At 73.3% G+C, this 22414-nt stretch carries 20 protein-coding genes; 10 read left to right on the top strand and 10 right to left on the bottom strand.

Annotated features, from left to right (window positions below):
* Positions 1-22 precede the first annotated feature (22 nt).
* From zwf to tkt, 4 genes are read right to left on the bottom strand one after another with little or no spacing between them, the layout of a single operon-like run.
* Positions 23-1585, bottom strand: coding sequence for a glucose-6-phosphate dehydrogenase (gene zwf, locus ACR9E3_RS00920; protein WP_460377717.1), 1563 nt, complete (start codon positions 1583-1585; stop codon positions 23-25).
* Positions 1582-3267 carry a glucose-6-phosphate isomerase gene (locus ACR9E3_RS00925; protein ID WP_460377719.1) on the bottom strand — a complete coding sequence of 562 codons (1686 nt, stop codon included), beginning with the start codon at positions 3265-3267 and terminating at the stop codon, positions 1582-1584. Before ACR9E3_RS00925 ends, zwf begins: the two co-directional genes overlap by 4 nt.
* Positions 3264-4388: a transaldolase gene (gene tal / locus ACR9E3_RS00930; protein WP_460377721.1), complete on the bottom strand. Its 1125-nt coding sequence runs from the start codon at positions 4386-4388 to the stop codon at positions 3264-3266. Before tal ends, ACR9E3_RS00925 begins: the two co-directional genes overlap by 4 nt.
* Positions 4389-4406: 18 nt before the next feature.
* Positions 4407-6548: a transketolase gene (tkt, locus tag ACR9E3_RS00935; RefSeq protein ID WP_460377723.1), complete on the bottom strand. Its 2142-nt coding sequence runs from the start codon at positions 6546-6548 to the stop codon at positions 4407-4409.
* Positions 6549-6953: 405 nt separating this feature from the next.
* On the opposite strand from tkt, the gene ACR9E3_RS00940 reads away from it, so the two are divergent.
* Positions 6954-7889: a heme o synthase gene (locus tag ACR9E3_RS00940; RefSeq protein WP_460377724.1), complete on the top strand. Its 936-nt coding sequence runs from the start codon at positions 6954-6956 to the stop codon at positions 7887-7889.
* Here the strand turns inward: ACR9E3_RS00940 and ACR9E3_RS00945 are convergent.
* The 6 genes from ACR9E3_RS00945 to mptB all read right to left on the bottom strand — a co-directional run bounded on the left by ACR9E3_RS00945 (position 7886) and on the right by mptB (position 14222).
* Positions 7886-8842, bottom strand: coding sequence for a hypothetical protein (locus ACR9E3_RS00945; RefSeq protein ID WP_460377726.1), 957 nt, complete (start codon positions 8840-8842; stop codon positions 7886-7888). The two genes, ACR9E3_RS00940 and ACR9E3_RS00945, sit on opposite strands and share 4 nt — an antisense overlap.
* A 172-nt stretch (positions 8843-9014) precedes the next feature.
* Positions 9015-9980 (bottom strand): quinone oxidoreductase family protein, encoded by a 966-nt coding sequence (locus ACR9E3_RS00950; protein ID WP_460377728.1) that lies wholly within the window; start codon positions 9978-9980, stop codon positions 9015-9017.
* Position 9981: 1 nt separating this feature from the next.
* Positions 9982-10953 (bottom strand): COX15/CtaA family protein, encoded by a 972-nt coding sequence (locus ACR9E3_RS00955; RefSeq protein WP_460377730.1) that lies wholly within the window; start codon positions 10951-10953, stop codon positions 9982-9984.
* Between the two features lie 29 nt (positions 10954-10982).
* Entirely contained in the window at positions 10983-11696 is a 714-nt protein-coding gene (locus tag ACR9E3_RS00960) for an ABC transporter permease (protein WP_460378363.1), read from the bottom strand.
* Positions 11697-11749: 53 nt separating this feature from the next.
* A complete protein-coding gene (locus ACR9E3_RS00965) occupies positions 11750-12679 on the bottom strand; it encodes an ABC transporter ATP-binding protein (protein WP_460377732.1) in 930 nt (309 codons plus the stop codon).
* Between the two features lie 10 nt (positions 12680-12689).
* Positions 12690-14222, bottom strand: a complete 1533-nt coding sequence (gene mptB / locus ACR9E3_RS00970; RefSeq protein ID WP_460377734.1) for a polyprenol phosphomannose-dependent alpha 1,6 mannosyltransferase MptB — start codon at positions 14220-14222, stop codon at positions 12690-12692.
* 215 nt (positions 14223-14437) lie between these two features.
* On the opposite strand from mptB, the gene ACR9E3_RS00975 reads away from it, so the two are divergent.
* From ACR9E3_RS00975 to ACR9E3_RS01015, 9 genes are all read left to right on the top strand, one after another.
* Positions 14438-15145 (top strand): helix-turn-helix transcriptional regulator, encoded by a 708-nt coding sequence (locus ACR9E3_RS00975; RefSeq protein ID WP_460377736.1) that lies wholly within the window; start codon positions 14438-14440, stop codon positions 15143-15145.
* Complete coding sequence (gene sufB, locus ACR9E3_RS00980) at positions 15142-16596, top strand: Fe-S cluster assembly protein SufB (protein WP_285648126.1); 1455 nt, start codon at positions 15142-15144, stop codon at positions 16594-16596. The genes ACR9E3_RS00975 and sufB overlap by 4 nt, the downstream gene beginning before the upstream one ends.
* Positions 16593-17852, top strand: a complete 1260-nt coding sequence (gene sufD, locus ACR9E3_RS00985) for a Fe-S cluster assembly protein SufD (RefSeq protein WP_460377739.1) — start codon at positions 16593-16595, stop codon at positions 17850-17852. The genes sufB and sufD overlap by 4 nt, the downstream gene beginning before the upstream one ends.
* 47 nt (positions 17853-17899) lie before the next feature.
* Positions 17900-18679, top strand: coding sequence for a Fe-S cluster assembly ATPase SufC (sufC, locus tag ACR9E3_RS00990; protein ID WP_460377741.1), 780 nt, complete (start codon positions 17900-17902; stop codon positions 18677-18679).
* Positions 18676-19989, top strand: a complete 1314-nt coding sequence (locus ACR9E3_RS00995) for a cysteine desulfurase (protein WP_460377743.1) — start codon at positions 18676-18678, stop codon at positions 19987-19989. The genes sufC and ACR9E3_RS00995 overlap by 4 nt, the downstream gene beginning before the upstream one ends.
* Positions 19986-20450, top strand: a complete 465-nt coding sequence (sufU, locus tag ACR9E3_RS01000) for a Fe-S cluster assembly sulfur transfer protein SufU (protein ID WP_460377745.1) — start codon at positions 19986-19988, stop codon at positions 20448-20450. The genes ACR9E3_RS00995 and sufU overlap by 4 nt, the downstream gene beginning before the upstream one ends.
* Positions 20447-20854, top strand: coding sequence for a metal-sulfur cluster assembly factor (locus ACR9E3_RS01005; protein ID WP_460377747.1), 408 nt, complete (start codon positions 20447-20449; stop codon positions 20852-20854). The genes sufU and ACR9E3_RS01005 overlap by 4 nt, the downstream gene beginning before the upstream one ends.
* Before the next feature lie 108 nt (positions 20855-20962).
* Positions 20963-21313 carry a PadR family transcriptional regulator gene (locus ACR9E3_RS01010; protein ID WP_460377749.1) on the top strand — a complete coding sequence of 117 codons (351 nt, stop codon included), beginning with the start codon at positions 20963-20965 and terminating at the stop codon, positions 21311-21313.
* The gene (locus ACR9E3_RS01015) at positions 21310-22344 is read left to right on the top strand and encodes a hypothetical protein (protein ID WP_460377751.1); all 1035 of its coding nucleotides are present in this window, start codon (positions 21310-21312) and stop codon (positions 22342-22344) included. The genes ACR9E3_RS01010 and ACR9E3_RS01015 overlap by 4 nt, the downstream gene beginning before the upstream one ends.
* The last annotated feature ends 70 nt before the right edge of the window (positions 22345-22414 follow it).

The following is a 22414-nucleotide window of genomic DNA, read 5'->3' on the forward strand; positions in this document are numbered from 1 at the left end:
GGTGAAGCCCTTTCTCGGGGGATCAGGGCCGACGCCACTGGCGGCCGGTGCGCTCGAGGAGCACGTCGGCCGAGCGCGGGCCCCACGTCCCGGCCGGGTAGCTGTCGGGCGAGCCCTCGCGGTGCCACTTGTCGATCACCGGGTCGAGGATCTTCCACGACAGCTCGACCTCGGTGTTGGTGGGGAAGAGCGACGGCTCGCCGAGCAGGACGTCGAGCAGCAGGCGCTCGTAGGCCTCGGGGGAGGCCTCGGTGAACGCCGTGCCGTAGCCGAAGTCCATCGTGACGTCGCGGACCTCCATGCCCGAGCCGGGCACCTTCGACCCGAACCGCAGGGTGACGCCCTCGTCCGGCTGCACCCGTACGACCAGCGCGTTCTGGCCGAGCTCCTCGGTCATGGTCTGGTCGAACGGCAGGTGCGGGGCGCGCTTGAACACCACCGCGATCTCGGTGACGCGGCGACCCAGCCGCTTGCCGGTCCGCAGGTAGAACGGCACCCCGGCCCACCGGCGGGTGTTGACGTCGCAGGTGATCGCCGCGTAGGTCTCGGTGACCGAGTCGGGCGGGAAGCCCTCCTCCTGCTGGAGGCCCTTGACCTCGCTCGAGCCCTGCCAGCCGGCGCCGTACTGCCCGCGGGCGGTGGTCTCGTCGAGCGGCTCGGCGAGCGTCGTCGCCGACAGGACCTTGATCTTCTCCTCGCGCAGGTCGTGCGGCGAGAAGGAGACCGGCTCCTCCATCGCCGTCAGCGCGAGCAGCTGCAGCAGGTGGTTCTGGATGACGTCGCGGGCGGCGCCGATCCCGTCGTAATAGCCCGCGCGCCCGCCCACGCCGATGTCCTCGGCCATCGTGATCTGCACGTGGTCGACGTGGTGGGCGTTCCAGATCGGCTCGAAGAGCTCGTTGGCGAACCGCAGCGCGAGCAGGTTCTGGACGGTCTCCTTGCCGAGGTAGTGGTCGATGCGGAAGACCGCGTCCTCGGGGAAGACGTCGTTGACGATGCCGTTGAGCTCGCGCGCCGAGCGCAGGTCGTGGCCGAACGGCTTCTCGATGACGACGCGGCGCCACACGTCGCCCTCGTCGTCGGCGAGACCCGACCGGGAGAGCTGCTTGCAGACCGTCGGGAACGCCGAGGGCGGGATCGACAGGTAGAAGGCGTGGTTGCCGTTCGTGCCGCGCTCGGCGTCCAGCTCGGCGACGCACGTGGCCAGCCGGTCGAACGCCTCGTCGTCGTCGAAGGTGCCCTGTACGAAGCGCAGTCCCTCGGCGAGGCGGTCCCAGACCTCCTGCCGGAACGGGGTCCGGGAGTGCTCGCGCACGGCGTCGTGGACGACCTCGGCGAAGTCCTCGTCCGCCCAGTCGCGCCGCGCGAACCCGACCAGCGCGAAGCCCGGCGGCAGGAGCCCCCGGTTGGCCAGGTCGTAGATCGCGGGCATGAGCTTCTTGCGCGCCAGGTCGCCCGTGACGCCGAAGAGCACGAGGCCCGAGGGCCCGGCGATGCGCGGCAGGCGCTTGTCGCGCGCGTCGCGCAGCGGGTTGGTCCAGTCCCCGTAGGTGTCGCTGTGCGTGTGCCCCGACGATGGGGTCACCGACTCACCTCCCGGACCGCGTTGGCGAGCGCCACCAGCCCCGCCGCCCTGTCGGCCAGGTGCAGGCGCAGCACGGGACGTGCGGTGCCGCCGTTCTTGGGCGCGGCCAGCACGCCCGCGTCGCCGCGCGCCTGCGCGTGCTCGAGGGTGCCGAACGAGAACGGCTGCCCCGGGATCGCCAGGTCGTCGGCCACCGAGCCCGTGATCTGCAGGAACACCCCGTTCTGGTGCCCGCCCTTGTGGTACTGGCCCGTCGAGTGCAGGAAGCGCGGCCCCCAGCCGAAGGTCGTCTGCAGCCCGGTGGCCGTGGCGAGCTCCGGGCGCAGGGTCGCGAACGACGCGTCGTCGAGCCGGTCGAGGTAGGCCTGCACCGCGATGTAGCCGCCGTCCGGGGCCGCGGTCACCAGCGCCTGGATCGCGTCGATCACCGTGTCCGGCCGGCCGAGCCAGCTCGCGTCGCCCGCGGCGCGGATCTCGATGACGCCGTCGGTGACGATCGGGGCGTCGTCGGCCGCGGCGTCGGAGGACCCGTCGGACGCCGACGCGAGCAGGTCGCGGGTCGCCTGCTTCGCGGACTCGACGTCGGGCTGGTCGAACGGGTTGATCCCGATGAGGCGCCCGGCCAGCGCGACCGCGGTCTCCCACAGCAGGAACTGGCCGCCCAGCGTGCCGGAGACCGCGATCTGCGAGCCCGAGCCCTCCGGGCCGATCGCGACGGCCGTGGCGTCGGTCCCGTGGTCGGCGAAGCCCGGCGCGTCGGGACCCTCGACGACCACCGGGAGCAGGCCGGTGCCCTGCTTGCCGGTGGACTCCGCGATCAGCTGCTCGGCCCAGTTCCCGAAGCCGACGAGCCCGGAGCCGGTGTCGGCGAGCACCACCTTCTCGGCGCCCGCGTTGTGGGCGGCGGCCATCGCGGCCGCCAGCACGACGGCGGGGTTGTCCGCGCTGTCGCGCGCGAGCTCCGGGGCCGCGGCGGCGGCCTCGTCGAGCAGCCCCGCGATGTCGACGCCCGCCAGGGCGGAGGGCACGAGCCCGAACGCCGTGAGCGCCGAGTACCGCCCGCCGACACCCGGGTCGGCCTCGACGAGGGCGCGGTAGCCCTCGTCGCGGGCGAGGTCGCCGAGCTTCGTGCCCGGGTCGGTCACGACGACCATGCGGGACGCCGCGTCGATGCCGTTGGCCTCGAAGACCTGGGCGAACACCCGGCGCTGGCTGTCGGTCTCGACGGTGCCGCCGGACTTCGACGACACGACGAGCACGGTGCGGGTCAGGTCGCCCGCGAGCGCGTCCGAGACCTGCATCGGGTCGGTCGTGTCGAGCACGACGAGCGGGAACTCGCCGCCGACCGCCCCACCCGAGCGCGTCGCGCAGATGACCTCGGGGGCCAGCGAGGAGCCGCCCATGCCGGCGAGGACGACGCGGTCGACGCCGTCGTCGTGCAGCGACCGCCGCAGCGACGCGAGCTCGTCGACCAGCGGCCGCGAGGTGTCGTGCAGGTTCACCCAGTTCAGGCGCTTGCTCGCCTCCGGCTCGGCGTCCGGGCCCCACAGGGTGGCGTCCTTCGCGGCGAGCTTGGAGGCGGCGCCGTCGCCGACGAGCTTCTCGACCAGGGCCTCCGACGCGTCGGCGAGGCCCCGGTCGACGACGCGGACCCCGATGGGGTCACCACCGGCGGCGCTCACTGCTGCTCCGGGCTGCGGCGCGAGAGCTGGTCGGAGACGGTCGTGGTCAGCTCGGACCAGGAGTCGTCGAACTTCTTCACGCCCTCGTCCTCGAGCACCTGGTAGACGTCGTCGACGTCGACACCGACGTGGGCGAGCCCGGCGAACACCTCGCGGGCGGCGTCCTCGGTGCCGGTGACCGCGTCGCCGTGCAGCGTGCCGTGGTCGGCGAAGGCCCGCAGCGTCGCCTCCGGCATCGTGTTGACGGTGTTCGGCGCGGCCAGCTCGGTGACGTAGAGCGTGTCCGGGTAGGCCTTGTTCTTCACGCCGGTCGAGGCCCACAGCGGGCGCTGCGGCTTGGCGCCCGCGCCCTTGAGGGCCGCCCAGCGCTCGGTGCCGAACACCTCGAGGAACGCGGCGTAGGCCAGTCGCGCGTTGGCGATCGCCGCGGTGCCGCGCAGGTTCAGCGCGGCGTCGGTGCCGATCTTCTCGAGCCGCTTGTCGACCTCGCTGTCCACCCGGGACACGAAGAACGACGCGACCGAGGCCATCGGGGCGAGGTCGTGCCCGTTCGCGCGGGCCTGCTCGAGGCCGGCGAGGAACGCGTCCATGACCTGGCGGTAGCGGTCGACCGAGAAGATCAGCGTGACGTTGACGCTGATGCCCTCCGCGAGCGTCCGCGTGATCGCCGGGATGCCCTCCCGTGTCGCCGGAATCTTGATCATCAGGTTGGGCCGGTCGACCGTCTTCCAGAGGTCGATGGCCTCGGCGACCGTGGCCTCGGTGTCGTGGGCCTTGCCCGGGTCGACCTCGAGGGACACGCGCCCGTCGACGCCGTCGGTGCGCTGCCAGACGCTGCGGAACACGTCGCAGGCGCGGCGCACGTCACCGGTGGTGAGCTCGCGGATCGCGTCCTCGACCGAGGTGCCGCGGGCGGCGAGCCCGTCGAGGTCCTCGGCGTAGTGGTCCGCGTCGGCGAAGGCGCTCGCGAAGATCGTCGGGTTGCTGGTGACGCCGACGACCTCGTCCTCCTCGATGAGGGAGGCGAGGTTGCCGGACTCGATGCGCTGGCGCGACAGGTCGTCGAGCCAGATCGAGACGCCGGCGGCGGAGAGGTCGGCGAGGGGGGTGTTGGTGGCCATGAGGGTCCTCCTCGGAACTCAGGCGGAGTGCTCGGCGGCGCGGGCGAGCGAACGGCGTCCGGCTTCCACCACGTGGTCGGTGGTGAAGCCGAACTGCTGGAACAGCGTCTTGTAGTCGGCGCTGGCGCCGAAGTGCTCGATCGAGACGCACTCGCCGTCGTCGCCGACGAACTGGTGCCAGGTCAGGGCCACGGCGGCCTCGACGGAGACCCGGGCCTTGACCTCGGGCGGGAGCACGTGGCGGGTGTACGACCGGTCCTGCGCCTGGAACCACTCGACGCACGGCATGCTCACCACCCGGGTGGGAACGCCCTCGGCCTCGAAGACCTTCCGGGCCTCCACCGCGAGCTGCACCTCGGAGCCGGTGGCGATGAGGATCAGCTGCGGCTGCCCGCCGGTGGCGTCCTGGAGGACGTAGCCGCCGCGGGCGACGCCGTCGGCGTCGGTGCCCTCGAGGATCGGCAGGTTCTGGCGCGTGAGCGCGAGCCCCGCCGGGCCGGTCGGGTTGTCGAGGACCGTGCGGACCGCCGCCGACGTCTCGTTGGCGTCCGCGGGCCGCACGATCGACAGACCGGGCACCGCGCGCAGCGAGGCCAGCTGCTCGATCGGCTGGTGGGTGGGCCCGTCCTCGCCGAGCCCGATCGAGTCGTGGGTCCAGACGTAGGTGGTCGGCAGCTTCATCAGCGCGGCGAGCCGGACGGCGGGCCGCATGTAGTCGGAGAAGATCAGGAACGTGCCGCCGTAGACGCGGGTGCCGCCGTGCAGCGCGATCCCGTTCAGGATTGAGCCCATCGCGTGCTCGCGGACGCCGAAGTGCAGCGTGCGGCCGTACGGGCTCATCTGGCCCCACATGTTCGTGGAGACCGTCGACGGGCCGAACGAGTCGGCGCCCTTGATCGTCGTGTTGTTGCTCTCCGCGAGGTCGGCCGACCCGCCCCACAGCTCGGGGAGCACCGGGCCGATCTCGCCGAGGATCTTCTGCAGCGCCTTGCGGGTGGCGACGGCGTCGCCACCGACCTCCCAGCTCGGCAGCTCGTCGTGCCACCCGTCGGGGAGCTGGCGGCGCGCCATGCGCTCCAGGAGCGCGCGGCGCTCGGGGTTGGCCGCCGCCCAGTCGGCGAACTGCTTGTCCCACGACTCGTGCTCGGCCTTGCCGCGTTCGCCGACCGCGCGGGCGTGCTGGAGGACGTCGGCGTCGATGTGGAAGTGGACGTCCGGGTCGAAGCCGAGGGCCTCCTTGACCTTCCGGACCTCGTCCTCGCCCAGCGCGGCGCCGTGTGCGGCACCGGTGTTCATCTTGTCGGGCGCGGGATAGCCGATGATCGTGCGCAGGGCGATGAAGCTGGGGCGCCCGGTCTCGGCCTTCGCGTTGGCCAGCGCCTCGCGGATGCCGACGACGTTCTCGCCGCCGCGGACCACCTGGGTGTGCCAGCCGTAGGCCTCGTAGCGCTTCACCACGTCCTCGGAGAGGGCGACGGTGGTGTCGTCCTCGATCGAGATGTGGTTGTCGTCGTAGATCACCACGAGGTTGCCGAGCTGCTGGCGGCCGGCGATCGAGCTCGCCTCGGCCGTCACGCCCTCCTCGATGTCGCCGTCGGAGGCGACGACGTAGACGAAGTGGTCGAACGGGCTCTCGCCCCGCGGGGCGTCCGGGTCGAACAGCCCGCGCTCACGCCGGGCGGCCATCGCCATGCCCACGGCGGACGCGAGGCCCTGGCCCAGCGGGCCGGTGGTGATCTCGACCCCGGGGGTGTGGCTGTACTCGGGGTGGCCCGGCGTCGCCGAGTCCCAGGTGCGCAGCTCCTCGAGGTCGCGCATCTCGAGGCCGTAGCCGGCGAGGAACAGCTGCAGGTAGAGCGTGAGGCTCGAGTGCCCGCACGACAGCACGAAGCGGTCGCGGCCCTGCCAGCCCGGGTCCGAGGGGTCGTGGCGCATCGTGTGCTGGAAGAGCGTGTACGCCAGCGGCGCGAGCGACATCGCCGTGCCGGGGTGGCCGTTGCCGACCTTCTGCACCGCGTCGGCCGCGAGCACACGGATGGTGTCGACCGCCTTCTGGTCGAGATCCGACCAGTCGTCGGGTCGGTGGGGGGTCAGCAGCGCCTGGATCTCGTCGGGGTCCTCGCTCGCGGGCTGCGTGCTGCTCACATCGGTGGCGGTCACGAACGCTGCCTTCCTTCGCGTCTCGGACGCCGTGAGCGCGAGGCCACGGCGCGTCTCTCCTCCTGCCCGGGTGCCGGTGTCGCCCGGCCCGGGCGATGCTCCCACGGGATCGATTCCGGTCCCGCCGGACCTGCGCTGATCCTCGGGCATCACCCGCCTCGACGGATACCCTCCGGCCCCATCACGGACACCGGCCACCTATCATCCTCGCGTCGTTCGGCGGACCGTCCGCGTCGAGCCGTCGGGGTGTCACCCGGCCGTGACGTGGCGGACACCGCACCACCCGGAGGACGCCCCCCGCGCGCGGGCGGGGCCACGGGGGTGCAGACTTCCCCGACGACAGCGTGTAGGAGACGCCGGTCCCGCCCGAAGCAGTTCCGTCCACCACAGCGAGGTGCCACTTCAGTGAGCACGGCGGTCGGCCCGGTCTCCGCGACGCGGCGGGGCGGTCTCCTCGCCACCCTGCGGGCCTACCTGGCGCTGACCAAGGCACGGATCATCGAGCAGCTGCTCGTGGTCACGGTGCCGGCGATGATGCTCGCCCAGCGGTCGGTCCCGTCCCTGTGGCTGGTGCTCGCGGTCCTCGTCGGCGGTGCCGGCGCGGCGGCGAGCGCCCACGCGCTGAACTGCGTCGTCGACGCGGACATCGACGCGAAGATGGCCCGCACCAGCAAGCGCCCGCTGGCCCGCGACGCCGTCCCGCGCTCGCACGCCCTGGTGTTCGGGCTCCTCCTCGGGGCCGCGTCCGCCGTCTGGCTCGGGCTCACGGCGAACTGGGTCGCGGCCGGCCTCGCCGTCGCCGCGATCGCGTTCTACATCCTCGTCTACACCCTGCTGCTCAAGCGGCGGACCTCCCAGAACATCGTCTGGGGCGGCGCCGCGGGCTGCATGCCCGTCGTGATCGGCTGGGCCGCGGTGACGGGGAACGTCGGCTGGCCGGCCCTCGTCCTCTTCGCGATCATCTTTTTCTGGACGCCGCCGCACTTCTGGGCGCTCGCGATGCGCTACCGCGACGACTACGCCGCCGCCGGCATCCCGATGCTCCCCGTCGTCGCCTCACCCCGGCGGGTGAGCCGCCAGATCGTCGCCTACTCGTGGGCGATGGTGGCGTGGTCGGCGCTGCTGATCCCGGCGACGTCCTGGATCTACCTCGGCGCCGCGGCCCTCGGCGGCACCTGGTTCCTCGTCGCCGCCCACCGCCTCGACGCCGCGGTGAAGCGCGACGAGGTCGTGCAGTCGATGCGCCTGTTCCACCTGTCGAACACCTACCTGACGGGCCTGTTCGTCGCCGTCGCCGTGGACTCCGCCTTCGGGTGGCCGGCCTTCGGCTGGCCGTTCTAGTCCCAGACCTTCGGACGCGTCGGTCGGCGCGGGTACCGCCCGCGGAGGTTCGGCAGGTCCCGCCACCGCAGCCGGTCGACGCGCACCAGGAACGTGACGACGTCCGCCACCACCTCGGCCACGGGCTGCTCACCCTGGCGGCCGAGCGACGCCACCTCCCAGCCGTGCGCGAGCATCTCCTCCGCGCACAGGCGGGCCTGGGCGGGGTGGCGGTCGAGGAGCACGCCGCTGCAGGTGTCGGGCCACCCGAGGTCGAGCGCGCCGACGGTCCGACCGCTCGCGGTGTGCGTCACGAGCGCGTCGACGGACGGGGCCGGTAGCCGGGCGAGCAGGACGCCGAGACGCACCCGCGTGCGCCGCGGGGTGTCGCTGCGCGGGTCCATGAGCGCCGCGGTCGCCCGCACCCTCGCCATACCCCGCTCGCGGGCATGCCGGTCGGCCAGCGCGACGACGTCGGTGGGCGTGATGCCGGTGCGGCGGGCCAGGGCGTCGGCGACGACCACGGCCTCGATCGTCGGCACCCGCCGGGCGACCTCGAGCACCGTGCGCGCCGGCGAGGTGAGCCGCAGGACATCGCCGTCGGCACCGTCCCGCCAGGTGACGACCTCGTCGTCGGCGAGCTCGGCGCGCCGGACATCGAGGCTTCCTCGCCCGCGAACCCCGGCGCCGGGAACGAGCACCTCGGTCGTGCCGAGATCCTCGGGAAGCGTGGCGTCGACGTCGGCGACGGCCGTCCCGGCGCCCCAGAGCACCGCGGCGGCCAGCCCCGTCACGGCGCCGTCGGGATGGCGCAGCATCGCGGCACGCGCCAACGTCACCTGGTCCACGGGCACGCCGGCCGTCACGTAGACGTCATGGCCCAGGGGGACGAATCGGGGCCCGCGCAGCTGTCCCTTGGTGATCTCACCGCGGGTGATCGCCGCCGACCCACGGAACGGTCGATCGAGGTCCATGCCGGGTTCGACGCCGCCCGAGCCCGGCTGGTTCCGGCCCTTGCGGTGCTCGCCAGTTCGATCTCGCGAGAGTGTCACGAGTGCAGTGCACCCACGTCACCCTCGTGAGATCGAGATGGAGAGCTGCCCGGGATCGACCCAGGCTCGGAAGGCCGGCTCCACATCGAGGCGCTCAGGGCAGCAGCAGGAGCTTCCCCGTCGTGCGGCGGGACTGGAGGTCGCGCTGGGCGTCGGCGGCGTCGTCGAGGGCGTAGCGCCCGCCGATCCGCACCGCCAGGTCGCCGGCGGCCACCGCCGCGAACACGGCGGCGGCGCGCCGACCGAGCTCCTCGGGGGTGCGGACGTGCCACGCCAGGGACGGGCGCGTGAGGTACACGGAGCCGGCGCTGTTGAGGCGCTGGGGGTCGACGGGCGGCACCGGACCGCTGGCGGCGCCGTAGAGGGCCAGCACGCCGCGCACGCGCAGGCTCGCCAGCGACGCGTCGAAGGTCGACGCGCCGACCCCGTCGTACACGACCGCGACGCCCTCGCCGTCGGTCAGCGCCCGGACCCGATCGGCGAGGTCGTCGCCGTAGCGCAGCGTCTCGTGGGCGCCGGCCTCCCGGGCGAGCGCGTCCTTCTCCTGCGAGGAGGTCGTGGCGATGACGCGGGCGCCCTTCGCGCGCAGCATCTGGCACAGCAGCAGCCCCATCCCGCCGGCGGCGGCGTGCACGAGCACGTCCTCGCCCGCGGCGACGGGGTGGGTGTCGTGGACGAGGTAGTGCGCGGTCATGCCCTGCAGCGAGACGGCGGTGGCGGTCTCGAGGTCGATCGCGTCGGGGACGACGACCAGCTCCGCGGCGGGCGCGACGACGAGCGTCGCGTAGCTGCCGAGCACGTTCGTCCACGCGACGCGGTCGCCGGGCGCGACGGTCGTGACACCCGGGCCCACCGCGCGCACCGTCCCCGCGCCCTCGAGGCCGGGCACGAGGGGGAGCGGGGCGGGGTAGATGCCCTCGCGGAAGTAGGTGTCGATGAAGTTGACGCCCACGGCGGCGAGCTCCACGAGGGCCTGGCCCTCGCCCGGCTCGGGATCGGGCAGGTCGACGGGCTCGAGGACCTCGGGCCCGCCGTGGCGCGGGATGCGGACGGCGTGCACGTCAGGACCTCCCGGCCATCGCGGGCGCGGGCACGTCGTCGGGCGTCGGCGCCACGGGGTCGGGTTCCGCCGTCGCCGCCCACAGCCAGGCCATCGCGGCGACGGTGACGGCGGCGCCGAGCACGTGGAACGCGACGAGCACCTCGGGGACACCGAGCGCGTACTGGATCCCGCCGAGCGCCCCCTGGGCGAGGGTCACCACCACGAGGACCCGCAGGCGCAGGATCACCGCCCGCGGCACCGTCACCGCGTGCGCCAGGAACCCGACGCCGACGAGCAGGCCGAGGAAGGCGAAGAGCAGGTGCGCGTGGGCGGTCGCCAGCGAGGGGAGCGGGACGGCGGCGAGGCGCGGGGTGGCCGCGTCGCCGCCGTGCGGGCCCGCCGCCGTGACGAGGGTGCCCGCGACGACGAGGGCGACCAGCACCACCGACGTGACGGCGAGCAGCCCGCGCAGCGCGTGCGGGACGGCGGGGCGCCACGGCGTGCCGGGCGGGGCGGCCATCGCGGCGGGTGAGGACTCGCGCACGAGGAGCACGGCGAGCCAGATCAGCGGGATCGTGACGAGGAAGTGCGGGGCGACCGTGTACCAGGCGAGCCCGGCGAGCACGGTGATGCCGCCGATGACGGCCTGCGCGACCACGCCGAGGGGCATGGTCGCCGCGAGCCACACGAGCCGGCGACGGTGCGGGCGCACGTTCAGCGCGGCGAGCAGGCAGGCCCCGGTGATGACGACGAGCGCGATCCCGAGCAGGCGGTTGCCGAACTCGACCCACTGGTGCAGCACGGCGACCTCGGGGTGCGGGACCGGGACCAGGCTGCCGGGGAAGCACTGCGGCCAGGTCGGGCAGCCGAGCCCGGACCCGGTCACGCGGACCACGGCGCCCGTCACGGCGATCCCGGCCTGCCCGACGACGGCGGCCATCGCCAGGCCGCGCATCAGCCGGGGCGGGGTGGCGGGGAGACGCTCCAGCACGCCGCGATCCTACGACGGGCCGTAGGGGGTCAGCTCCAGCGCACGGTCCGGGTGGCGACCGCCCCGGCGATCAGCGCCCACAGCAGCAGGACGACGAGCTGGCCGGGCGTCGGCCCGCCGCCGAGCAGCGTGGCGCGCAGCCCCTCCGCGAGCGCGCCCGAGGGCAGGAGGACGACGACGGCCGCGAGCGGGCCGGGCAGCGCGGCCGCGGGCACGAGGACCCCGCCGGCGAAGAGCAGCACGAACCAGACGATGTTGGCGACGGCCAGCACCAGCTCCGCGCGCAGGCTCCCGCCGAGCAGCACCCCGACGGCGCCGAACGCCGCCGTGCCGAGCACCACGAGCAGCAGCACGGCCCCGAGCGAGCCCGGATCGGGGCGCCAGCCCAGCGCGAGCGCCACCGCGCCGAGCACCACGAGCTGGACCAGCACCACCGCGGCCATCCCGCCGAGCCTGCCGAGGACGATGAGCCAGCGGGGGATCGCGGTCGCCGCGAGGCGGCGCATCACGCCGTAGCGGCGGTCGAAGCCCAGGGAGATCGCCTGGCTGGTGAACGCCGTCGACATCACCGCGAGCGCCAGCACGGTGCCGAGCGCGGCCGCGGGCCGCGGCTCCGGGAGCGGCACCACGCGCAGCAGCGACAGGCCGACGAGCAGGGCCAGCGGGATGATCAGGGTGAGCAGCACCTGCTCGCCCTGGCGCAGCGCGAGTCGGGTCTCGAGCCCGACCTGCGTGGCGAGCATCCGCCCCAGCGGCCCCCGGCCCGGTGCCGGTCGGAAGGTGCCTGCTTCGAACGTCACGAACGCAGCTCCCGCCCGGTGAGCTCGAGGAACACGTCCTCGAGACTGCGGCGCGCCACGCGCAGGTCGTCGGCGAGCACGCCCTGGCGCGCGCACCACGACGTCACGGTGGAGAGCACCTGCGGGTCGATGGCGCCCTCCACGAGGTAGCTGCCGGCCGTCGGCTCCGAGGCCGTGCAGCCCTCGGGCAGGGCGGCGGCGAGCAGGCGCAGGTCCATGCCCGCGGCCGCCCGGAACCGCAGCTCGCGGTCGGCGCCCGCCGCCGTGAGCTCGTCCGGGCTGCCCTCGGCGACGACGCGGCCGTGGTCGACGATCACGATGTGGTCGGCGAGCGTCTCGGCCTCCTGCATGAGGTGGGTGGTCAGCAGCACCGCGACGCCGTCGGCGCGCAGCGCCCGCACGAGGTCCCACACGAGGCGGCGGCCCTGCGGGTCGAGGCTCGCGGTGGGCTCGTCGAGGAACACCAGCTCGGGGCGTCCGACGACCGCGCACGCGAGGGCGAGCCGCTGCTGCTGCCCCACCGACAGCCGCTTGTAGGGCTTCCGGGCGCACGACGTGAGCCCGAGGGTGTCGACGAGCCAGTCCGGGTCGAGCGGGTCGGCCGCGCAGGACGCGACCAGGCCGACCATCTCCCGGACCCGCACGCCCGGGTAGGCGCCGCCGCCCTGGAGCATCACGCCGACGCGGGCCCGCAGGGCGTCCGGCGCGCCGGCGGGGTCGACGCCGAGCACCCGTACCTCGCCCTCGTCGCGGTCGCGCAGCCCTTCGCACACCTCGACGGTGGTGGTCTTGCCGGCTCCGTTGGGCCCGAGCAGGGCGAGCACGGAGCCGGGGTCGAGCGACAGATCGAGGCCGTCGACCGCCGCCTGCCCCCCGTAGCGCACGACGAGGCCGCGCGTCTCCAGCGCCCCCGCCTGTCCCGACACGCCCGCCAGCCTAGGTGGCGGGTGTCCGCGGCACGCGCCCGTGCACGGCCCACAGCGGGACCAGGGCGAGCAGCGCCGCGGCGGTGATCGCCATGGGCAGCTGGTAGGTGCGGAACGAGAAGTCCGCGCCCGTCGGCGGCACGAGCAGCGCCACGATCGCGCACACGGCGACCGCGAACCCGCGGATGCGGGGGTTGCGCACCGACGCCGCGAGCGGCACCACCGCCCACAGCAGGTACCAGGGGTGCAGCACGGGCCCGGCGAGGAACACGGCGCCGAAGCCGTAGCCCATGCCCGCCACGGCGTGCAGGCGTCCGTTCAGCACCATGACCACGAGGACCACGCAGACGATGCCGGCCACCCCGAGGCCCGCGGCGCGCGTGAGGTCGAGCACGGCGTCGGTGTGGTCGCCCAGGCCGAGGATCCCGCCGAGCCAGCCGCCCAGCACCCCGAGATCCGTGGTGACCGACAGCCAGCTGCGCAGGAGGTTGGGCACGGCGAGGGCCGGGATCCACCCGAAGCCCAGCCCGCTGCCGACCGAGACGGCCACGACCATCCCGAGCCCGATACCGGCGCACCCCGCCCCGTAGCGGATCAGCCGCGCGTAGCCGCCGCCGCGCTGGTGCGCGACGTAGGCGGCGAGGAAGCCCAGGGCGACGACCGCCGGGATCTTCCCGGAGGCGCCGAGCCCGATGAGCATCGCGCCGAGCACCCACGAGCGCCGCATGCCGATCTCCATGCCGGCGAGGACGACCCCGAGCATGATCGCGTCGTTGTGGATGCCGCTGACCAGGTGGAACAGCACGAGGGGGCTGATCGCGAGCCACAGCGCGGCGATCGGCTCGACCCCGGCGCGACGGGCCAGGTGGGGCACCGCCCAGATGACGAGGCCGAGCGCCGCCAGCGCGAGGGCCCGGTGCAGGTAGACGCCGAGGACGATGTCGTCGCCGGCGATCCCCGTGATCAGGCGCCCGAACGTCAGGAAGCCCGGGCCGTACGGCGACGGCGTCGTGCGCCAGATCGTCGGGATGCTCGCGACCAGCGGATCGGACAGCCCGAGGGCCTGTGCCGCGCCGTAGACGTACGGGTCGAACCCGCGCGAGACGACCTCGGCCTGCGAGAGGTAGCCGTAGACGTCGGTGGAGAAGAGCGGCGGCGCGACGGCCAGCGGCGCCATCCACATGACGAGGATGCGGGTGAGCTGGCGGACCGAGAGCCGCACGCGGCCCGGCCACGCGAGCCGCCCCAGCCACAGCCAGGCGAGCACGAGCATGCCCATGCCGATGTAGGCGAGCGTGAGCGACACCGTCGGCATCCGGCCCCAGAGCCCGAGGACCCGCGTGCCGAGCAGGGGGTTGTAGGCGGGCGCCGGCGTGGCGCCGCACCCGAGCGCGCCGACGGCCATGAGCAGCGAGCCGGTGGTGCCGAAGCGGCGCACCGTGCGCAGGCGGCGGCGCTCGTCGGGCGTCGGCGGGGGCGGCGTCGCCCCGGGGGGCGTCACCGCGACCGCGTCCGCTCGCGGGGCCTGCGCCGTCCCGGTCACGGGTCGGGACGATACCGAGGCGCACCGACGCCCCCGTCGCCGTACCCGGTGCCCGGCCGGGGCTCCGGGGGGCGGCCGTCAGGTGAGGTGACCCTTCGTGAGGGCGATCACCGTCCCGATCCGGGGGCCCGCTTTGCCCGTCGCCGACAAATACGCAAGACTGGTGTTGTCAAAAAGAAGGCTGCCCTCAGTCGAGCGTTCAGGAGGTGAGGACCATGGTCGCTGCCGACGGGCACGACGGCCGCACGCGGGACCTCATCGTCCGGCGGCTCCTCGAGCACGGGCCCACCACGGCGAGGGATCTCGCCGGGATGCTGGGCCTGTCGGGGGCCGCGGTGCGCCGCCACATCGACGCCCTCGTCGCCGACGGCACCGTCTCCACCCGCGACGCACCCCGCGCCGCCGGGCGGGGGCGCGGCCGACCGGCCCGCGAGCACCTCCTCACCGAGCAGGGCCGCCGCCGGGCGGGGGCGGGTGAGGACGACGTCGCCGGGCTGGCCGTGGCGGCGCTGCGCGAGCTGTCCGACGTGGTGGGGGAGGACGCGGTCCGCGCGTTCGCCCGCCGCCGCGTGCTGGGCATGCTCGCCGAGGACGGCGACCGGATCGGCACGCACGCCGACCGGTCGGCCCGGGTCGAGGCGCTCGCGGGCGCCCTGTCCCGGGAGGGCTATGCGGCCTCCACGCGCGCCACCTCGGCGGGAGAGGCCCTGTGCCAGCACCACTGCCCGGTGGCCGGCGTGGCCGCCGAGTTCCCACAGCTGTGCGAGGCGGAGACCGAGGTCTTCGCCGAGCTCCTGGGCACCCACGTCCAGCGGCTGTCCACGATCGCGCGGGGCGACGCCGCGTGCACCACCCACGTGCCCCGACAGCCGGGACCGCAGGACCCCACCACCACCGACGTCAAGGGAAGGCAGGTCGTATGACCACCTCCGCGGAGCGGACCACCCCCGCCGCCCCGAGCACCGAGCTCACCCAGGAGGAGACCCTCGCGTCGCTCGGGCAGTACCAGTTCGGGTGGCACGACAGCGACGTCGCCGGGGCGAGCGCGCAGCGCGGCCTGAACGAGGCGGTCGTGCGCGACATCTCGGAGAAGAAGAGCGAGCCGGACTGGATGCTCCAGTCGCGTCTCAAGGCGCTGAACACCTTCGAGAAGAAGCCGATGCCGCAGTGGGGCTCCGACCTCTCGGGCATCGACTTCGACAACATCAAGTACTTCGTGCGCTCCACGGAGAAGCAGGCCGCCACCTGGGACGACCTCCCCGAGGACATCAAGGCGACCTACGACAAGCTCGGGATCCCCGAGGCCGAGAAGGATCGCCTGGTCGCGGGCGTCGCGGCGCAGTACGAGTCCGAGGTCGTCTACCACCAGATCCGTGAGGACCTGGAGGCGCAGGGCGTCATCTTCATGGACACCGACACCGGTCTCCGTGAGCACCCGGAGCTGTTCGAGGAGTACTTCGGCTCGGTGATCCCGGCCGGCGACAACAAGTTCTCCGCGCTGAACTCCGCGGTCTGGTCCGGCGGCTCGTTCATCTACGTGCCCAAGGGCGTCCACGTCGACATCCCGCTGCAGGCCTACTTCCGGATCAACACCGAGAACATGGGCCAGTTCGAGCGGACGCTGATCATCGTCGACGAGGACGCGTACGTGCACTACGTCGAGGGCTGCACGGCGCCGATCTACTCGTCGGACTCCCTGCACTCCGCGGTCGTCGAGATCGTCGTGAAGAAGGGCGGCCGCTGCCGCTACACGACCATCCAGAACTGGTCGAACAACGTCTACAACCTGGTCACCAAGCGCGCCAAGGCCGACGAGGGCGCGACCATGGAGTGGGTCGACGGCAACATCGGCTCCAAGGTGACCATGAAGTACCCGGCCGTCTGGCTCACCGGCCCGCACGCCAAGGGCGAGGTGCTCTCGGTGGCGTTCTCCGGCGAGGGCCAGCACCAGGACGCGGGCGCCAAGATGGTGCACCTCGCGCCGCACACGTCGTCGACGATCATCTCGAAGTCGGTGGCTCGCGGCGGCGGGCGCACCTCGTACCGCGGGCTCGTGCGCGTCAACAAGGGCGCCCACCACTCGCGGTCGACGGTGAAGTGCGACGCGCTGCTGGTCGACACGATCAGCCGCAGCGACACCTACCCGTACGTCGACGTCCGCGAGGACGACGTGACGATGGGCCACGAGGCGACCGTCTCGAAGGTCAGCGAGGACCAGCTCTTCTACCTGATGTCCCGCGGCCTCACCGAGGACGAGGCCATGGCGATGATCGTGCGCGGGTTCGTCGAGCCCATCGCGCGCGAGCTGCCCATGGAGTACGCGCTCGAGCTCAACCGCCTGATCGAGCTGCAGATGGAGGGCGCTGTCGGATGAGTGAGCCCGTGGCTCAGTCCGGGGGCGGCGTGATCGACGCCCCCGACGCCCCGGTCCTCGACGTGGACCCGGGCATCAGGACGGCGTCCTCGCCGAAGATCGCTCCCTGGGAGGAGCGGCACACGTCGTACGACGTCGAGGCCTTCGAGGTCCCGCGCGGGCGCGAGGAGCAGTGGCGCTTCACGCCGCTGCGCCGCCTGCGCGGGCTCCACGACGGCTCGGCGTCGGCCACCGGTCGGGTCGAGGTCGCGGTGCGCACCGGGTTCGGTGACAGCGCCGACGACCTGACCGGGTCCGGCACCCGCCACGAGGTCGTCGGCCGCGACGACGCCCGTCTCGGCGACGGCGGCATCCCCGCCGACCGTGTCGCGGCGCAGGCGTGGTCGGCGTTCACCGAGGCCCACGTGGTCTCGGTGAACGAGGCCCGCTCCGACGACGCGCCGCTCACGGTCACGATCACCGGGCCCGGTGAGGGCCAGGTGGCGTACACCCACCTGCAGTTGCGTCTCGAGCACCACGCCGAGGCCGTGGTGGTCCTCGACCACCGCGGGTCGGGCACCGTGGCGGCGAACACCGAGCTCGTCGTCGCCGACGGCGCGAAGCTCGAGGTCGTCGAGGTGCACGACTGGGCCGACGACGCCGTGTACGTCGGCGCCCAGCACCTCTCGGTCGGTCGCGACGCGACGATCCGGCACACCTCGGTGACCCTCGGCGGCGACCTCGTGCGCCTCTCGCCGGTCATCAACTACCGGGCGCCCGGCGGCGACGTCGAGCTCGACGGGCTGTACTTCGCCGACGGCGGGCAGCACTTCGAGCAGCGCCTGCTCGCCGACCACTCGGTGGCCCACTGCCGCTCGCGCGTCATGTACAAGGGCGCGCTGCAGGGCGCCGAGGGTGGCACGGCCGCCCACACCGTCTGGATCGGCGACGTCCTGATCCGCAAGGCGGCGGAGGGCACCGACACCTACGAGCTCAACCGCAACCTGCTGCTCACCGACAACGCCCGCGCCGACTCGGTGCCGAACCTCGAGATCGAGACGGGCGAGATCGTCGGCGCCGGCCACGCGAGCGCGACCGGAAGGTTCGACGACGAGCAGCTGTTCTACCTGATGGCGCGCGGCATCCCCGAGGCCGCGGCGCGCCGGCTGGTGGTCCGCGGCTTCTTCGGCGAGGTCATCCAGAAGATCCGCGTCCCCGCGCTGCGCGACCGGCTCGAGGCGGCCATCGAGGCCGAGCTCGAGGCCATCGGCTCCTGATCTGGCTGGCAACTAGAACACTTCCACCACGTAGTGAAAGAGGCTTGATGTCCACCCTCGAGATCCGCGACCTGCACGTCGAGGTCGAGACCGAGTCCGGTCCCAAGGAGATCCTGCGCGGCGTCGACCTGACCGTGAGCTCGAACGAGACCCACGCGATCATGGGTCCCAACGGCTCCGGCAAGTCCACGCTGGCCTACTCCATCGCGGGCCACCCGAAGTACACGGTCACGAAGGGCCAGGTCCTCCTCGACGGCGAGGACGTCCTGGAGATGGCCGTCGACGAGCGCGCCCGCGCCGGGCTGTTCCTCGCGATGCAGTACCCCGTCGAGGTGCCCGGCGTCTCGATGTCGAACTTCCTGCGCTCGGCCGCCACCGCCACGCGTGGCGAGGCGCCGAAGGTGCGGCACTGGGTCAAGGAGGTCAAGGGCGCGATGTCCGACCTCGAGATCGACCCGGCGTTCGCCGAGCGCAGCGTCAACGAGGGCTTCTCCGGCGGCGAGAAGAAGCGCCACGAGGTCCTGCAGATGGCGCTGCTCAAGCCGAGGATCGCGATCCTCGACGAGACCGACTCGGGCCTCGACGTCGACGCGCTGCGCGTCGTGAGCAAGGGCGTCAACGACTACAAGGCGGACTCGGACGTGGGGATCCTGTTGATCACCCACTACACCCGCATCCTGCGCTACATCGCGCCGGACAAGGTCCACGTGTTCGTGAACGGCCGGGTCGCCGAGTCCGGCGGCCCCGAGCTCGCCGAGGAGCTCGAGGAGAACGGCTACGTGCGGTTCACGGGCGCTGCGGCCGACAAGGAGGAGCAGCCGGCATGACAGCTCTCGCACCCTCCGCCACGGGTGCGACCCTCGATGTCGAGAAGCTCCGCGCGGACTTCCCCATCCTGAGCCGCACCGTCCGCGACGGGAAGCCGCTGGTCTACCTCGACTCCGGCGCCACGTCGCAGCGCCCGCGCCAGGTACTCGACGCGGAGCGGCACTTCCTCGAGACGTCCAACGCCGCCGTGCACCGCGGGGCGCACGCCCTGGCGGAGGAGGCCACCGACGCCTACGAGTCCGCGCGCGAGCGGATCGCGGCGTTCGTCGGCGCGGACGTCGGCGAGATCGTGCTCACCAAGAACGCCACCGAGGGCATCAACCTCGTGGCGTACGCGATGGGCAACGCCTCGGTCGGCGAGCGCGTCGACCCGGCGGCGGAGCGCTTCCGGCTCGGCCCGGGCGACGAGATCGTCACCACCGAGATGGAGCACCACGCCAACCTCGTGCCGTGGCAGGAGCTCTGCCGGCGCACGGGGGCGACGCTGCGCTGGTTCTCCGTCACGCGCGACGGGCGTCTCGACCTCGACTCCGACGAGGCGCGGACGGTGATCAACGAGCGGACGAAGGTCGTCGCGTTCACGCACCAGTCGAACGTGCTCGGCACCGTGCCGCCGGTCGAGGAGCTCGTCCGCCGGGCCCGCGAGGTCGGTGCCTACACGGTGCTCGACGCCTGCCAGTCGGTGCCGCACGCGCCGGTCGACCTCCACGCGCTCGGCGTCGACTTCGCGTCCTTCTCCGGGCACAAGATGCTCGGTCCGTCGGGCATCGGCGTGCTCTACGGGCGCGCCGAGCTGCTCGAGGCGCTCCCGCCCTTCCTCACCGGCGGCTCGATGATCGAGCTGGTCCGCATGGAGGGCTCGACCTACGCTCCGCCGCCGGCCCGCTTCGAGGCCGGCGTGCCGATGACGTCGCAGGCCATCGGCCTCGGCGCGGCCGTCGACTACCTCTCGGCGATCGGCATGGACGCGGTGAAGGCCCACGAGAACGAGCTGACCGGCGCCGCGCTGCTCAAGCTCCAGGACCTGCCCGGCGTCACGATCATCGGCCCGCGCACCACCGAGGCCCGCGGGGGAGCGGTCGCCTTCGAGATCGAGGGCATCCACCCGCACGACGCCTCGCAGGTGCTCGACGACTCCGGCATCGCCGTGCGCGTCGGGCACCACTGCGCGTGGCCGCTGCACCGCGCCTTCGGCGTCCAGTCGTCGATCCGCGCGAGCTTCCACGTGTACAACACGCTCGACGAGGTCGACGCGCTCGTGGCGGGTGTCCGCCGGGCGCAAGAGTTCTTCGGGACGGTGCAGGCGTGAAGCTCGACTCGATGTACCAGGAGATCATCCTGGACCACTACCGCAACCCGCACGGCCGCGGGCTGCGCGACCCGTTCGAGGCCGAGGTCCACCACGTGAACCCGACCTGCGGCGACGAGGTGACCGTGCGCGTGCACCTCTCCGGCGGGGAGGGTCGCGACGCGAAGGTCGAGGACCTCTCCTACGACGCGCTGGGCTGCTCGATCAGCCAGGCGGCGACCTCGGTGGCCCACGACCTGCTGGTCGGGCACACCGTCGGCGAGGCCTTCGACACGCTCGACGCCTACCAGGCGATGGTGCAGGGGCGCGGCAAGGTGGAGCCCGACGAGGACGTGCTCGACGACGCGGTCGCCTTCGCCGGCGTGGCCGCCTACCCGGCGCGCGTGAAGTGCGCGCTGCTGGGCTGGCTGGCGTTCAAGGACGCGGTCGCCCAGGCTCAAGCCTCTGGAGGTAGCTCATGACCGAAGAGACCGTGCAGCGCGGTGCGGCCGGGATGCCCGAGGCCCCCGCCACCACCGACGACCTGCCCTCGATCGACGACCTCGAGGAGGCCATGCGCGACGTCGTCGACCCCGAGCTGGGGATCAACGTCGTCGACCTCGGCCTGCTCTACGGCATCGACGTCCACGACGGCTCCGACGGCCAGGCCGGCCCGGTCGTCACCCTCGACATGACGCTGACGTCCGCGGCCTGCCCGCTGACCGACGTCATCGAGGACCAGGCCCGTGCGGCGCTGACCCAGGGTCCGGGCGGGGGTCTGGCCAAGGACGTCCGCATCAACTGGGTCTGGATGCCCCCGTGGGGCCCGGACAAGATCACTGACGACGGGCGCGAGCAGCTCCGCGCGCTCGGCTTCACCGTCTGACGTTCGCCCGGACAGCGCCCCCGCCGCCTCCCAGCGGTGGGGGCGCTGTCGTCTTTCCGGACTACCAGCGCTTGCTTCGATGGTTCGCACTGCGATATATATTCGCCCATGGCACGGCGATCACTCTCGGAACAGACGTTCCTCGTCCTCACCGCGCTCGCGCAGGAGCCGATGCACGGCTACGGCATCGTCCAGGCCGCGAGCCGGCTCTCCGACGGCGAGGTGACGCTCAAGGTCGGCACCCTCTACGGGGCATTGGACAGGCTCTGCGCGGACGGCCTCGTCGAGCCGGACCGCGAGGAGATCCACCAGGGTCGTGCGCGGCGCTACTACCGGATCACCGACGCCGGGATGGCGTCGCTGGTCCGCGACGCCGGCCGACGCGCGCGCATGGCGCAGGTCGCCCTGGAGCGCGGGCACGTGCCCGCCGCCGGTCTCGCGGGGGAGGCGAGCGCATGAGCACCGAGGACCGCTACCGGCGGCTGCTGCGTCTGCTCCCGGCCTGGTACCGGGAGCGCTACGGGGACGAGATGGTCGAGGTGTACCTCGCCGGCCGGTCCGGATCCGACGTCCGCCCCGGTGCGGGCGAGGTCGCCGCCACCGTGCGCCTGGCCGTCGTCACCCGCCTCGGCGCCGCGGGACGTCCGTCGGCGGCGACCCTGTGGCTCGTCGCGATCGCCGGGTTGACGGTGCTCGCCTCGAAGGCCGTGTGGAGGGCGGGGTCCGCCATCGAGGTCCGGCTCGCGGCCGAGCCGAGGTGGGACCTGGACGCGAGCGGGCACCTGGTCGACAGCTCGCCGACCTGGGGTTCGGACGACATCCTCCCCTTCGGGTTCCACGAGCTGCTGTGGCTCGGGGCGCTCGTCCTGCTCCTCGCCGGGTGGCGGCGTGTGGCGCTGAGCCTCGCGGTCCCGATCGGGATCCTCGACGTGAGCGCCGGGCTCGGCCCGCTCGTCGGCCGCGACGCGCGCTACCTGCCGATGCCGTTCGACCTCGTCGACGCCCGCACCGCGGTGCTCCCCGTCGTCGTGGTCGCCGCGCTGATGCTGGCGCAGGGATCGGCCGGGCCGGTCCCGAGGGTGTGGTCGCGCCTCGTGGCCGCGGGGTCCGTCGCCGCCGCGCTCGCGGTGCTCATGGGGGTCGTGCTGTACGCGCCGGGGCTGGTCGGGTCCTGGGGCGACCTGACCTACTGGTCGCCGATCACCGCCGGTCTGGCGGTCGTGGCGGTGGCGGTGCTCGTCGCGTGCCGGCGACTGGATCCGGCCTGGCCCGCGGCGGTCATGACTCTGGCGATCGTCGCGGTCGTGGCGGGGCCGTTGCCCGACGGACCGTCCGTCACGCCCGAGCGCGACGGGGCCTCGATCGTCGTGGGGATGATCGCGGCGGGCATCGCCGTCGCGCTGGCCGCCGTCGCCTGGTTCCTCGCCGCCGACCGCTACGTGCCCGAGCACCTGGCGGGCGCGCGGTTCCGCGAGGTCGTCACCACCTGACCCGCCCTCGGCGAGATCAGGGGCGCTCCCTCCACGTCGGCACGTCACGTCGGGTACGTGACGCGCTCCT

The sequence above is a fragment of the Actinomycetospora sp. C-140 genome (assembly GCF_054796175.1).